This is a genomic window from Algibacter amylolyticus (assembly GCF_014202225.1).
GTDB classification, from domain to species: domain Bacteria; phylum Bacteroidota; class Bacteroidia; order Flavobacteriales; family Flavobacteriaceae; genus Algibacter_B; species Algibacter_B amylolyticus.
In genome coordinates this window covers 78,212-92,926 of record NZ_JACHGE010000002.1, presented here as the reverse complement: position 1 = coordinate 92,926, position 14,715 = coordinate 78,212, and the positions used below count along the sequence as shown (strand labels likewise).

Here is a 14,715-nt window from a genome sequence, read left to right as displayed (position 1 = left end):
AGAATAATAGTCCTGCAATTTACGAAATATTCAAAAAATTCAACCGTTTACAATAAATAATATAAATTTTAATTCTCTACTATAGCTTGTATCTTTTTTAAACTAAATTTATTGCCAATAAAAACTATTTATGAATAAGATTACCATATTAATACATTGTAAGGACAGACCTAATATTATTGCTTCGGTTACCAATTTTATAGCAAAAGAAGGCGGTAATATTGTATATATTGATCAACATGTTGATAGAGAGCAAAATATATTCTTTATGCGTTTGGAAAGTGAGTTTGCTTCGGAATCTTTTTCTACTAATGCTTTTAAAGGTGTTTTTAAAAGTGAGTTAGCCGATACCTTTGAAATGAAATGGAGAATTTACTCCTCTGAAAAAAAACCAAAAATGGCCTTATTCATTTCTAAATACGATCATTGTTTATATGATTTACTAGGGCGTTATAATTCTGGCGAACTTAATTTAGAGATACCTTTTATAATAAGTAATCATTTAGATTTAAAAACGATTGCGGATAATTTTAAAATTCCTTTTCACCATATCCCAGTAACCAAAGCTACCAAAGCTGAAGCCGAAGAACAACAGTTAAAACTATTAGAAGCTCATAACATAGACTTTATAGTGTTAGCGAGATACATGCAAATTGTTTCCGGAAAACTTATAAATAAGTATCCAAACAAAATTATTAATATTCATCATTCCTTCTTACCTGCCTTTGTAGGCGCTAAGCCTTACCATTCTGCTTATAAAAGAGGTGTGAAAATTATAGGAGCTACAAGTCATTATGTTACAGAAGAATTGGATGCGGGTCCTATAATAGAACAAGATGTAACAAGAGTAACTCATGCCCATGCTATTTCCGATTTAATTTCTAAAGGTCGCGATTTAGAAAAAATTGTGCTAGCAAACGCTGTGAAGCTACACGCAGACCGTAAAGTCATGGTTTTCAATAATAAGACTGTTGTTTTTTCTTAAATTTTTGTTAAAGAAATTTCGTATTTTTTGGTTAACCAAATTTTTATTCACTAATTTTGTGACTTATTAATAATATATGTGTCTTACATATGTGGATTAATTAACCCATTAACTAAATTTTAATTTTTATGAAAACAAATTTATTTTTATGCCTAACTTTTTTATTAGGCTTAGGTTTTGCTCAAGCTCAAAACTTACCAACTAGCCCAGAACCGGGAAAATGTTATGTAAAGTGTATTACTAAGGACGAATTCAAAGATGTTCAAGAAACTATCGAAGTTTACCCATCTTACACAACTTTAGAAATTGTACCTGCTACATACAAAACTGTAGAAGATCGTGTTCTTATTAAAGAAGCTTCTAAAAAATTAGTGTACATCCCTGCAGTATACGAAACAGTAGAAGTTCCTTATACTAAAAAAGAAGGAAGAAGCGATTTAAGCATCATTCCAGCAACTTTTGGAACTAACTCAAGAACTTTTGAAACTTACCCTGCAACTTCAGGATGGGAGTACAAAGAAACTGCTTGTGATTCTCCAAACAAAGAAGATTGTATGGTAGCTTGTTTTGTTGGTTACCCAGCACAATACAGAGATGTATCTTTCACTACTTTAGCTAAAGATGCTACTGTATCAAACACTCCAGTAAGTGAAGTACCTGGTACTTATACTAAGCAAGTAGTTAAGACTCCAGCTCGTATGGATCAAATTGATATTCCTGCTCAATATGCAACTATCAAACGTCAAGTTTTAGCAACTTCTGCTACTACAAGATCTAACACTATTCCTGCTAAAACTCAAACAGTAACAAGAACTGTATTAGCTAAAAAAGGTGGAATTACTACTTGGGAAGAAGTTGATTGTGGATTATTTGAAGCTAACGCTTTACCAATCTTTTACGAAACTGGTAGTGCACGTATCACTCAAGCATCTCAAAAAATCATTGATGATAACTTATTAGCTTTATTAAACAGTAAGCCAGTAAATGTTGAGATTATGTCTCATACAGATTCTAGAGGTAATGATGATTTCAACATGTCTTTATCACAACAACGTGCTAATTCTGTTGTAAACTACTTAGTATCTAAAGGTATCTCAAGAAGTCGTTTAACTGCAAGAGGATTTGGAGAATCTAGATTAGTTAACCGTTGTTCTAACGGAGTTGACTGTTCTGCTGATCAACACCAAAGAAACAGAAGAACTGAATTTAGAGTTATCAATAACTAATTCAAGTTTTTCTATAGGATATCCAATAAAGATATTTTTAAAATATATAAAGCCTGTGAAATAATTTCATAGGCTTTTTTTATGTCTATAACTTAAGTATTCTACTTCTCCCCTATCTCGCTATAAAATAAAAAAGCAACACGATTAAGGTGTAAAGAATACGCTGGAAAATTAGAAATGAATAATTTACTGTAAGTCAATTAAGAACTTTAGATTGTAGAAAGAAGAAAGCAAAACATTATCACCGCTAACTAACTAACTAACTAACTAACTAACTAACTAACTAACTAACTAACTAACTAACTAACTAACTAATACAATGATTATAGCACTAGTAACACCTTCAGAACAAAACATAATAATTATTTAGTAATAGGACATTCTGTAATTAAGCTATTAAAACAACAGCTTTTACATTTACGCACGACCTTTCAATAGGCACACATAAGCTTAACATATTGAATAATAATAACAATCTAGTAGGGCAGAAAAACACGAGAACATATACACTTAGAGCAGGTATACAAAAGAATAAATTAGCAAAACGTAGAGGAAAGGATAGCTACTAAAAGAAACCTCTTTTAGTTATAACATACTTAGGATACTTAATGTTTTTCTTGGCCACATCAATACCATAACTATCCCACATTCCAGACACCATTAAATCGAAATATTTGTAGTGTATATCCCAATCATGCACAAGTTTTACATCAATATTATCATGACGCAATACTATAGGCGTATCTAACAGATTAATAAGTTTGTACTTCACTTCTTCTAAACTAACACCATCAGCTTTAATTTCGGAATCTCCTATTAAAAATTTAGGTGTATCTGGTCCCCAATCAATTTCATTATCTCCCCAAAAACGAGGATCTTTAATATCGAACACAATAACTTCTCCTTCTAATTCGGCATCCGTTTTCTTTAATTTCAACTTCTTTAAAAGCATTTTAGTTTGCTCAAAATAAGCACGAGAATCAAGTTTAAATCGTATTTCGTAAGATTTGTTTAACTCATCTGGAATTTCAATTTGATTTCTATGGCTATTTAAAGTATAAGCAAGTATAGCTTTTAGATCACCTTTAAGTTCTAAATAAGATTTATGTTCACTTGTTCTTAATTCGCTATTATCTTCAACAAAATTTAAATTGGTAATAATAAGTTCATCTTCTTGAATCTCCTCTTCTACAACAACAAATTTCTCATATTCATGTAGCTTAATCATTTCCGACACTGGAATTGTTTTTTTGTTCTTATTTAAAAAACCACCAATTTGATAGCCTTTTAAATCGGCCGGATGTCCTTTCCAAAGTTCGTCACCATAGGCATTATAAAGAATACCATAAGGTAAACTACGAACATTATTTTTTTTGAAAGTTTCACCTTCATAATCAATAGCTACTGCTAAATTCATTTTATGCTTTTTCATAAAACGATCTACTATATCTGGACTTTCCTTAGTTAAGGACACCACATAAAAATTATTTGGGTATTGCTCTTGCAAGGATTCTAAATACTTAGAAACATGAATACATGGTCCGCACCATGTTGCCCAAAAATCGACAAAATACAAAGCATTAGCATCTTGTTTAGCTAATGAGGAAGGCTGAATTTGTTCAGAAATATTTATTTGTCCAAAACTAATTTTGGCACATAATAAAAATAAAAAACTGAGCGTGATTTTATTAAATTTCATTTTTAAAGGCGACTTAATGCTATAACAATATAAACATTGCAAATATTATGCTAAAATAGTATTTTATAAATATACTTTAAAAACTAAAATATATATTTGCCAAAATATAAAACCCAAAACCATGATTCGTAAAATATTAGCTATTATTTTAGTACTTAATTTCACTGCTTGTGCAGAATTACAACAAGTTGTTAACCAATTACCACAAAGTGGTACTATTGCAAATACTGAAATAGCATCTGGTTTAAGACAAGCATTAGATTTAGGAATTGATAAACAGGTTACAAAACTTACTCAAACTGATGGTTTTTTTAAAAACGATCTAGTTAAAATTTTATTACCAGAAGAATTAGCCAAAGTAGATAAAGCGTTACGCGATATAGGATTAAGCAATTTAGCAGATGAAGGTTTAAAAGTATTAAATAGAGCTGCTGAAGATGCTGTAAAAGAATCTACTCCAATTTTTGTTGATGCTGTAAAAAGCATAACGTTTGATGATGCAAAAAATATTTTATTAGGAGATAATGATGCCGCAACGCAGTTTTTAACATCGAAAACTCAAGATGCGCTTTACGCTAAATTTAACCCAGTAATTAAAAACTCTTTTAGTAAAGTTGGTGCCGACGAGATTTGGTCTAATTTAATTAACAAATACAATAGCATTCCATTTACAAACAATGTAAATCCTGACTTAACGGATTATGTAACAGGAGAAGCTTTAAAAGGTGTTTTTACTATGATTGCTGTTGAAGAAAAGGATATTAGAACAAAAGCATCATCTAGAACTACAGACTTATTACGTAAAGTATTTGCTTTACAAGATTAAGTTTTTACCCAAAAAAATGAATTAAAAACCGAATACACGTTATTCGGTTTTTTTTCGCCGTTATTTTAATGATTTTTTAACGTATCGATAACGTCTAAAAGCTTCATTTACACGTACTTTATACAAAAGAACGTATATGAACACACAATTTTGTAGAGTTGGTAAAATAAAACCAAACCTCAGTAAAGCCATAAGCTTAAAAGAAATAGAAAGAAGAATAGCTAATTTTGTAGATGATACTACTAAAGTACAGTATTCTGAAGACTTAAACGGAGCGATTTAAAATAAGTAAACGCTTTTGTAAGTCTAGAACCGTACCAAGAAAACATTTCGCCATCAACTAAAACAATTTTGGCGTTAGGATAATTTTCTTGCAACTCCTTTTTATGCGTTTCTTTAAACGGAAAAGGTTCAGATGAAAGTAAAACAAGGTCTACGTTTTCATTTGATGCAGGATCTAAAATATCAATTTCTGGGTATCGTATTTTTGATGCGAAAACATTTTCAAAATGATTTATCTTAAGTAAATAAGCTATAAACGTATTATTTGCTGCAACCATCCACGGGTTTTTCCAAATAAAATAAACCGTTTTTAAAACGGGCTTATTTTGAATAAACACGTTGAAACTTTCCATTTCTCTTTCAATTTTATTGGATATTGAAAGTGCTTCTTCCTTTTTATTAAATATAGAACCGTATTGCTGAATAAGCGCTACGCTATCTTCAACATTAAAAATATCCGATACATGAACGTTACAAATTAATTGGCAGGCTTCCACAATAGCCTTAGTATTTTCTTCCTTATTACAAAGAATAATATCTGGCTTAAGTGCCTTAATTTTTTCTATTTGAATTTGCTTAGTGCCACCAACCACAGCAACATTAGTTTTAATATGATGCGGATGCACACAAAATTTAGTAACGCCCACTAAAAAGGGTTCTAGACCTAAATCGCAAAGTAATTCTGTTTGACTTGGCACTAAAGATATAATGCGCTTAGGCGTGTCTTTAAAATAAATAGTTCTGTTGATTTGATCTACAAGTTCCATAGGTGGATTCCTGACGCCACAGGAATGATAAAGATTAAAATTAATTACTTAAAATAATTTCCGTTTTTTTATCGCAAAGCCACTGGAATTCAAAATAAAATATAGAAGTAGGTTTAACTATTCTAAAATCAAAGCCATTTCTTTTTGTAGTGCTTCAGCTTTATGGGCCGACATTTGAGCAAAATCTTCATTATTTGAAGCGTAAATAATACCTCTTGATGAATTAATTAGCAATCCAACATTATCGTTCATTCCGTATTTACACACGTCTTGCAAATTTCCGCCTTGAGCGCCAACACCAGGAACTAAAAGAAAACTATCTGGAATAATATTTCTTATATCGGCTAAGTATTCTGCCTTTGTAGCGCCTACCACATACATTAAGTTCTCTGCATTTTTCCATGATTTAGAAGTTTCTAAAACATGCTTATACACTTCTTTACCATCAATTTGTTTAGTTTGAAAATCGAATGCACCTTCGTTGGAAGTTAAGGCCAACATAATGGTATGTTTATCGTTGAATGCTAAAAACGGTTCTACCGAATCTTTACCCATATATGGTGCGACAGTAACAGAATCGAACGCTAAATCCTCAAAAAACGCTTTAGCATACATGGTACTCGTATTCCCAATATCGCCTCGTTTGGCATCTGCAATTGTAAATATTTCTGGATGATTTTCGTTTATATAATTAATTGTTTTCTCTAAAGCTTGCCAACCCTTAATACCGTAGGCCTCGTAAAAGGCCGTATTAGGTTTATAAGCCACACATAAATGATGTGTAGCATCAATAATAGCTTTATTAAAAGCAAAAATGGGATCATCCTCCCTTAAAAGATGCTTTGGTATTTTATTTAAATCTACATCCAATCCAATACATAGAAAGGATTTCTTTTTTTTGATTTGCTGAACTAATTGGCTTGTTGTCACTTAGTTATTTTTTAAATTTGATCACTTCCAGCCTTCAACTTCTCAGTATTATCAGCTAATTGCAATTCATCTATAATTTTTTGAATATCGCCATTTACGATATTAGACAAGTCGTAAAGTGTTAATCCTATTCTGTGATCTGTAACACGGCCTTGTGAATAATTATACGTTCTAATTTTAGCACTTCTATCACCACTAGTTACCATGGTACCGCGTAAGGCAGCATCTTCTTCTAATTTCTTAGCAAGTTCTAAATCGTATAAACGAGAACGTAATACTTTAAATGCTTTTTCTTTATTTTTATGCTGCGATTTTTGATCTTGACATTGTGCCACTAAACCTGTTGGTATATGCGTTAAACGCACCGCTGAATACGTCGTATTTACAGACTGACCTCCAGGACCAGAAGAACAGAAAAAATCGATTCTTACATCTTTAGGGTTTATTTCCACATCAAACTCTTCGGCTTCCGGAAACACCATTACCGTTGCTGCACTTGTATGCACACGACCTTGAGTTTCGGTTTGAGGTACACGTTGCACACGATGTACACCGGCTTCAAACTTTAAAGTACCGTAAACATCATTACCTGTAACTTCAAACTGAATTTCTTTAAAACCACCATTGGTTCCTTCACTAAAATCTACCGTATCGACTTTCCAGCCTTTACTCTCACAGTATTTAGTATACATTCTAAAAAGATCGCCTGCAAAAATACTCGCTTCATCCCCACCGGTTCCTGCACGTAACTCTACAACCGCATTTTTAGAATCTGTTGGATCTTTAGGGATTAAAAGTACTTTTATCTCTTCCTCTAATTTAGCAATGCTTTCTTTAGCTTCATCATACTGCATTTTGGCCATTTCCACCATTTCTGCATCACTGCCATCAGAAATTATTTCTTCTGCCTCAGCCAAATTATTGGTAAGTTCTATATATAACTCGCGCTTATCCATTAGTAAACGTAAGTCTTTATACTCTCTATTTAGTTCAACATAGCGTTTTTGATCTGTAATAATATCTGGTTGGATAATTAAATCACTAACCTCATCAAAACGCTGTTTTACTATTTGTAATTTCTCTAACATCTGCCTTTTTTAATTGGATATCAAAAATACGATAATTTATGAATTTATCATTATTAAAAATTTCTTTACCACTTTGAAAAATATATTCAGTTACACAAACGTTATGCGCTATATGTTACAGCAGTTTAGAGCTATATTAATATATTACAAAGCACTTGCCATGTGGTCTTTTTTCGCTACTATTATCCTTACAGTGATAGTACCACAAATAATACCTGCGCTTTTAACTAAACTCTTTTTAATGTTTATATACTATTGGATTATAAACGATATAAATATGAGAAAAAGAATAGGATTCTATAAAATGGTTGGTGTTTCTAATTTAAAACTAGTAGCGCAGCTTTATATAATAGACGGTATTTTAACCTGTAGTTTCTTGGTAGCAATTAAGTGTTATATTTAGTTTTTTACGGCTTTATTTATAGCGTAAGGCACTATAAACTTTAAATAATTAGTACAATGCGCTTTTGTATAGAACTCTAAAAATCTACAGCAAAACCAACTCCTAAAAACTGTTTCCATTGCACTTTTGCACCTGCCTCGTCAAACTCCCCTTCAATTTCTGTTGGAACTTGAGTTTTAACATCGTCGTCGTATCTAATATGCGACCCTAAAGTAGCCCTAACAAAAGAGTTTACTTTAAAATCAAAATCTATTCGCCAATCTACATCTACGTTTCCAAAGTTATTAACGTAATCGGAATATAAACTTACTTGGTTTTTTACGTTAATGTTTTCAATAATTTCCATTTCGTAACTATTGGTAACCAGAACACCAACTTCCTTTCTAACCTTATCTCCTGGAACAATAATATTTCCTTCAGAATCAAGAACCGCTGGTGTAACACCAAAGGATCCTGCGTTTGCCAAATCTTCATCTAAAACAAAAGTAGCTTTTAAGGTAATTGGCGAAAAGTAAAACGATAACTTATCGATGTTTTTACCGTACTCCATACCACCTCCAAAAAACAGATATCCTGGAGCTAGCAGTCTAGAAATAGGATCTTTTTTATTGGGATAATTAAAACCGTTGGTTAGCTGTGTTCTAAAATTAAGCCGCGCGGAGTAAAACCAGTTTGAAATACCATCGTTTGGATTATATCCTAAATTAGAATTTACCTCAAATAAATCGTCGGTTTTTCTAGTTTCTCTTGCCTCTTGCTTATTTATACCATAACGAATGTTAACGTTATTTTTCCAGTTGAAGAATTTATCTGTGTAATTTAAAGACGACACCAAACCTAACAAACCGGAAATAGATGTACTACCACCAGAATTCCAATTAGTAAATGAGACTTGATTAATATCGACTGTACCTTTATTTTCTTGTTTCCACTGTGGGCCAACATATTTAACCTTTTTTTCTTTTATAAAAAGAGAATCTGGTTGTGCATTTGAAAACTGAAAACAGAGCGTAATTAAAATAATTAATAAATACTTCATTGTTGTTGGGTTAGCATTAAATTTCTTTTAGCATCAAAAACTATTCCGTAATTGACTAAAATTGGATAATTTTAATACTTAAACTCCCCAAACTCCGATTTTATTGTAAGCTGTTTATTTTTTGAAGCTTCTACCCTACCAATAATTTGAGCATTTACATTAAATGATTTTGAAATTTCGATAATACTATCGGCTACTTCTGGTGAAACATATAATTCCATTCGGTGTCCGCAATTAAACACTTGGTACATTTCTTTCCAATCGGTTTTAGATTGTTCTTGTATTAATTTGAATAGTGGAGGAATTGGAAACATATTATCCTTTACAATATGAAACTCATCAACAAAGTGAAGAATTTTAGTTTGTGCTCCTCCCGAGCAATGTACCATACCATGAATGGAATCGCTATTATACTCTGATAATATTTTCTTTACAATTGGGGCATAGGTTCTTGTTGGCGATAATACTAGTTTACCAGCATCAATAGGTGCATTTTCAACCGTATCGGTTAATTTAACACCTCCAGAATACACCAAATCTTCAGGCACCGAAGCATCAAAACTTTCTGGGTATTTTTCGGCTAAATATTTACTAAACACGTCGTGGCGGGCAGAAGTTAATCCGTTACTTCCCATACCACCGTTATATGCTTTTTCGTAAGAGGCTTGACCAAAACTTTCTAAACCAACAATAACATCGCCAGCTTTAATATTGGCATTATCAATAACATCGGCACGTTTCATTCTTGCCGTTACTGTAGAATCTACAATAATAGTTCGCACTAAATCGCCAACATCGGCAGTTTCGCCTCCTGTAGAATGAATGGTTACACCAAAGGATTTTAAATCGGCAAGCAGCTCTTCAGTTCCGTTTATAATAGCAGAAAGCACTTCGCCAGGAATTAAATTTTTATTTCTACCAATGGTAGACGATAACATAATATTATCTGTTGCGCCTACGCAAAGTAAATCGTCAATATTCATAATTAACGCATCTTGAGCAATACCTTTCCAAACGGATACATCGCCGGTTTCTTTCCAGTACATATAAGCTAAAGACGATTTTGTACCAGCACCATCGGCATGCATGATTAAGCAATAATCATCATCGTTGGTTAAATAATCTGGAACTATTTTACAGAATGCCTTAGGAAATAATCCTTTATCTATATTCTTAATAGCATTGTGAACATCTTCTTTTGATGCCGAAACACCACGTTGTGCGTATCGTTTTGAAACTTCTTGACTCATAATGTTGTATTGTGATGCAAAAGTAAAGTAATATTTTAAAAATAACAGGCATTAATTAAAATATGAAACAGGTTTTATTAACGGGTTTTAAACCACTTTAACTACGTAAGAAAAATAATTATATTTACAAGACGTGAAACATAAAGGAAACTCAACAACAAATTATCGCCAATGTGGAAGCAACATTTCTGAAAAGAGTAAAACATGAATACCAGACCGAGAATAAAACTAAAATTAACAAAGACCGACAAGACTCTGGAGATATTTGGATGGGTTTCTTTACTTGTATTATGGTCTTTGACTTTAGCCAACTATGTTGAATTACCTGAAATAATCCCAACACATTACAACAGCACAGGAGAAGTGGATGCATTTGGTGATAAGTCAAATATATTTGCATTACCAATAATTACGACAATTTTGTTTGTTGGATTAACAATACTGAATAAAAATCCACACGTATTTAATTATCCGTGCGAAATAACAAAAGAGAATGCTTTACATCAATACACAAACGCAACTCGAATGATGAGAGTTTTGAAATTAGTTGTTGTATTAATTTTTGGAATAATAGTTTTTAGAACCATTGAAAATGTAAACGGAAATGCAGACGGACTAGGAACTTGGTTTTTGCCTTTAACTATGGCGATGATTTTTATTCCTATGATATATTTTTTGAATAACGCCAACAGAAATAAAAATTAAAACACTAGCTAAAACAACGAACAATAATAAATAATAGCTAGTTTTAGCTTGCTTACTTAAATCCCCTCAGGTTTTCTATTTGGTTTTTATTCACTAAATTGGTTGCTTAACTATGCAACTAATCTTACCCAAAAACCGTTGCAGTCAATTATAAGCTCGCCTTGAAAAACCGAATACTACTACTTATTATTGTTCTGTTATTTAATTCGTGTGGCATATTTAAAACGCATCATAAAGATAAATTAATTGATTTTGAAAACAATTCGTTAACCAATGATTCTCTAAAATTAAACGGATATTATTTTGCGGAATTCGACCTCGATTATGGAGAAAATGCTCCTCCTTTTATAGACGATTACATAAAGAAGACGGGGATAAATAAAATAAAACATCTATCTGTATTTTTTATTTACGAAGACGGTTTTATAGTTAATGCTGGCGGCATAAACGGCCTTTCACGTTATTATTGCGCTGAAAAGGAAAACTATGCAAACACATATGATAGCGCTCATAAAACAATTGAATTAATGCTCGAATCTCAAAATTCAATTGAAAAAAGAACTAAACGCCTTTGTAGTTTTAATCCAAACGATATTGGAAGTAAAGGTTTAATTCAAATAAATAAGGAAAAAATTAAAATTCAACTTTACCGAATTGAAATGCAAAAACCAACCAAAGATTCTTTTAATTCAGCTTATTTATACGAATTAAATGGGACCATAAAATCTGACTCAAGTTTTGTAATTAACAGTGAAAAGGAATTTAGAACAAAAGACATTACACCTAAAAACCAAGTGTTTGAATTTAAACAGATTGCACAGAAACCGAACGTTGAAAATTATTTTAAAAAGAATAAGAACCGATTTAAATAACGACTTACAACAGGTAAACAAAACTAATAAAACCGAAATACCCACAAGCCATTAAACTAAACCAAAAACCAGCAAACAAACCCGCGTTAGGGATTGAAACGGCATCCTTTTTTTAAACTAATAAACATAGACTTTATTATGTCTTTAATTTAAAAGATAGACACGTACTTTGGGCTACACCATTAAAAAAAGATATAGTGGAAAGCCCGACCCTTTTCGGGTAACGCCCAACTTCTCGATACATCTCAGATTAACAACAAACTACCTTGTAAAAAGCATTTCGCGGTACTTGGTTAGTGGCCAAATCTCGTCATCGACCAATAACTCTAGTTTATCGCAATGGTAACGGATATCATCGAACAAAGGTTTTACTTTATGGCAATACGCATCTGCTTTCTTTTCTATATCTTTTAAAGTATTGGCTGCTTTTCGGGCGTCAATCATTTTATTTACATTAACGTTAATGCCCTCTATATGGCTCGATATATCCTCTATAAGATTTATTTGCTCCTTGGATACGCTATTGTATTTTTCTTCGAAAATCTCCTTTAACCCACGTACGTTTTCAACCAAAATATTTTGATATTTTACAGCTGTTGGTACAATATGGTTTCGTGCAATATCGCCTAAAACTCGACTTTCTATTTGTATGTGCATAATGTAAGCCTCCACCTCGATTTCGTATCGGGCTTCAGTTTCTTTTTTGCTCATGACATTCATTTCTTCAAATAAGGCAATGGATGCTTTCGATACTCTAGCTTTTAAGGCTTCGGGTGTGTTTCGGTTATTACTTAGTCCGCGTTTTTTAGCTTCCTTTTCCCACTCGGCACCATAACCATTACCTTCAAATAAAATAGGGCGACACGATTTAATATATTCTCTTAAAACATTAAAAACAGCTTCGTCCTTTTTTAAATCTTTTTTATCGATAAGGGCATCCACCTCTATTTTAAAATCCTGAAGTTGTTTGGCTACTATAGTGTTTAAAACCGTCATTGGGTTACCGCAATTAGCTAATGAGCCTACGGCTCTAAACTCAAATTTGTTACCCGTAAATGCGAATGGCGATGTGCGGTTTCTATCGGTATTATCCAATAAAACATCGGGTATCTTACCTACTACATTTAGTTTTAATTCGGTTTTTTCTTGAGGCGATAATTTACCTTTTGTAACCCCTTCTAACTCCTCTAAAACTTTAGTTAATTGCTCGCCAATAAACACCGATATTATTGCTGGTGGCGCCTCGTTTGCCCCTAACCTGTGATCGTTACTAGCCGATGCTATGGCTGCTCTTAACAAAGCCTCGTGCGTATGTACCGCTTTTATAGTATTTATAAAAAAGGCTAAAAATTGCAGGTTGCTCATTGGTGTTTTTCCTGGTGCTAATAAATTTACACCGGTATCGGTTGATAAGGACCAGTTATTATGTTTCCCAGAGCCATTTACGCCTGCAAAAGGTTTTTCGTGTAATAGCACTTTAAAATTATGGCGAGAAGCTATACGCCCCATAATATCCATTAATAAAGAATTATGATCGACAGCTAAATTAGCCTCCTCATAAATAGGAGCCAACTCAAATTGGTTTGGTGCTACTTCATTATGTCTTGTTTTTACAGGGATTCCTAAAAGCATACACTCGGTTTCCAGTTCGCGCATAAAATTTAAAGCGCGTGTAGGTATCGACCCAAAATAATGATCATCTAACTGTTGCCCTTTTGCTGCAGAATGCCCAAGCATAGTACGACCTGTTAATGCTATATCTGGCCTGCTGGCAGCCATTAATTTATCTATTAAAAAATACTCCTGCTCCCAACCTAAAGATGAGCTTACTTTTTTTACATTTTTATCAAAATATTTACAAACTGCAGTTGCGGCATTATCAACCGCATTTAAAGCTCTTAAAAGTGGTGTTTTATAATCCAAAGCTTCACCCGTATAAGCCACAAAAATAGTAGGAATACATAGGGTTGTACCATAAATAAATGCTGGCGATGTTGGATCCCAAGCTGTATAGCCTCTAGCCTCAAAAGTGTTTCTAATACCTCCATTAGGAAAGCTTGACGCATCGGGTTCTTGTTGCACCAATTGCGAACCACCAAACTTCTCTACCGCCATGCCATCGCCAATAGTTTCAAAAAAGGCATCGTGCTTTTCTGCAGTTGTTCCTGTTAATGGCTGAAACCAATGCGTGTAATGCGTAACACCTTTTGTTAAGGCCCAATCCTTCATGGACGACGCTACTTGGTCTGCTATATTTCTATCAATCTTTTTACCATACTTAATTGCATTCATAACCCCTTTAAAGGCATCCTTTGTTAGGTAATGACGCATAGCGTTTTCATTAAACACATTTTTTCCAAATAAATCCGAACGACGCTCCTTCTCTTCAACCAAAATAGGTTTAATTTTAAGCGACTCTTTAATGGCGTGAAATCTTAATGTGGACATTGGCGTAGTAATTTAATTAGTTTGATAATAATTTGTTAGACAAAAATAAACAGCTTGCAGATAAAAACGCTACTCCTTAAATAAACTTTTAAGCTTTTTTCAGTATTTTTATTAAAAAATCATCTTTTTTTAAAATAAAGCTGAAATTAATAGGGTATAAATAAAAATAACTCATCAATTTACTAAAACACCCCC

At 32.7% G+C, this 14,715-nt stretch carries 14 protein-coding genes; 7 read left to right on the top strand and 7 right to left on the bottom strand.

The window, feature by feature from the left end; genetic code table 11:
• The first annotated feature begins 130 nt into the window (after positions 1-130).
• Entirely contained in the window at positions 131-985 is an 855-nt protein-coding gene (gene purU, locus HNQ90_RS05430; RefSeq protein WP_144116868.1) for a formyltetrahydrofolate deformylase, read from the top strand.
• Positions 986-1,113: 128 nt separating this feature from the next.
• A complete protein-coding gene (locus tag HNQ90_RS05425; RefSeq protein WP_144116867.1) occupies positions 1,114-2,211 on the top strand; it encodes an OmpA family protein in 1,098 nt (365 codons plus the stop codon).
• A gap of 565 nt (positions 2,212-2,776) precedes the next feature.
• Here the strand turns inward: HNQ90_RS05425 and HNQ90_RS05420 are convergent.
• Positions 2,777-3,910: a TlpA family protein disulfide reductase gene (locus HNQ90_RS05420; RefSeq protein ID WP_144116866.1), complete on the bottom strand. Its 1,134-nt coding sequence runs from the start codon at positions 3,908-3,910 to the stop codon at positions 2,777-2,779.
• Between the two features lie 121 nt (positions 3,911-4,031).
• Here HNQ90_RS05420 and HNQ90_RS05415 point away from each other — a divergent pair, with 121 nt between their 5' ends.
• Positions 4,032-4,736, top strand: coding sequence for a DUF4197 domain-containing protein (locus HNQ90_RS05415; RefSeq protein ID WP_144116865.1), 705 nt, complete (start codon positions 4,032-4,034; stop codon positions 4,734-4,736).
• Between the two features lie 136 nt (positions 4,737-4,872).
• Positions 4,873-5,019, top strand: a complete 147-nt coding sequence (locus HNQ90_RS05410; protein ID WP_172625888.1) for a hypothetical protein — start codon at positions 4,873-4,875, stop codon at positions 5,017-5,019.
• On the opposite strand, the gene HNQ90_RS05405 is transcribed toward HNQ90_RS05410, so the two are convergent.
• The 3 genes from HNQ90_RS05405 to prfA all read right to left on the bottom strand — a co-directional run bounded on the left by HNQ90_RS05405 (position 4,979) and on the right by prfA (position 7,803).
• Complete coding sequence (locus HNQ90_RS05405) at positions 4,979-5,785, bottom strand: ABC transporter substrate-binding protein (protein ID WP_144116864.1); 807 nt, start codon at positions 5,783-5,785, stop codon at positions 4,979-4,981. The two genes, HNQ90_RS05410 and HNQ90_RS05405, sit on opposite strands and share 41 nt — an antisense overlap.
• A 117-nt stretch (positions 5,786-5,902) precedes the next feature.
• Positions 5,903-6,715, bottom strand: coding sequence for an orotidine-5'-phosphate decarboxylase (pyrF, locus tag HNQ90_RS05400; protein WP_144116863.1), 813 nt, complete (start codon positions 6,713-6,715; stop codon positions 5,903-5,905).
• Between the two features lie 11 nt (positions 6,716-6,726).
• Entirely contained in the window at positions 6,727-7,803 is a 1,077-nt protein-coding gene (prfA, locus tag HNQ90_RS05395) for a peptide chain release factor 1 (RefSeq protein ID WP_144116862.1), read from the bottom strand.
• A 277-nt stretch (positions 7,804-8,080) separates the two neighbouring features.
• Here prfA and HNQ90_RS18050 point away from each other — a divergent pair, with 277 nt between their 5' ends.
• Positions 8,081-8,206, top strand: a complete 126-nt coding sequence (locus HNQ90_RS18050; RefSeq protein ID WP_260847856.1) for a hypothetical protein — start codon at positions 8,081-8,083, stop codon at positions 8,204-8,206.
• A gap of 76 nt (positions 8,207-8,282) precedes the next feature.
• On the opposite strand, the gene HNQ90_RS05385 is transcribed toward HNQ90_RS18050, so the two are convergent.
• Together HNQ90_RS05385 and HNQ90_RS05380 are read right to left on the bottom strand one after the other, a co-directional pair.
• Positions 8,283-9,245: a DUF3078 domain-containing protein gene (locus HNQ90_RS05385; protein WP_144116861.1), complete on the bottom strand. Its 963-nt coding sequence runs from the start codon at positions 9,243-9,245 to the stop codon at positions 8,283-8,285.
• Between the two features lie 71 nt (positions 9,246-9,316).
• A complete protein-coding gene (locus HNQ90_RS05380; protein WP_144116860.1) occupies positions 9,317-10,495 on the bottom strand; it encodes an AIR synthase related protein in 1,179 nt (392 codons plus the stop codon).
• Between the two features lie 204 nt (positions 10,496-10,699).
• On the opposite strand from HNQ90_RS05380, the gene HNQ90_RS05375 reads away from it, so the two are divergent.
• Positions 10,700-11,200, top strand: coding sequence for a DUF1648 domain-containing protein (locus HNQ90_RS05375; RefSeq protein WP_144116859.1), 501 nt, complete (start codon positions 10,700-10,702; stop codon positions 11,198-11,200).
• Between the two features lie 161 nt (positions 11,201-11,361).
• Positions 11,362-12,072, top strand: coding sequence for a hypothetical protein (locus HNQ90_RS05370; RefSeq protein ID WP_144116858.1), 711 nt, complete (start codon positions 11,362-11,364; stop codon positions 12,070-12,072).
• A gap of 261 nt (positions 12,073-12,333) precedes the next feature.
• Here the strand turns inward: HNQ90_RS05370 and HNQ90_RS05365 are convergent, their stop codons facing one another.
• The gene (locus HNQ90_RS05365; RefSeq protein WP_144116857.1) at positions 12,334-14,520 is read right to left on the bottom strand and encodes a glutamine synthetase III family protein; all 2,187 of its coding nucleotides are present in this window, start codon (positions 14,518-14,520) and stop codon (positions 12,334-12,336) included.
• Positions 14,521-14,715: the final 195 nt, after the last annotated feature.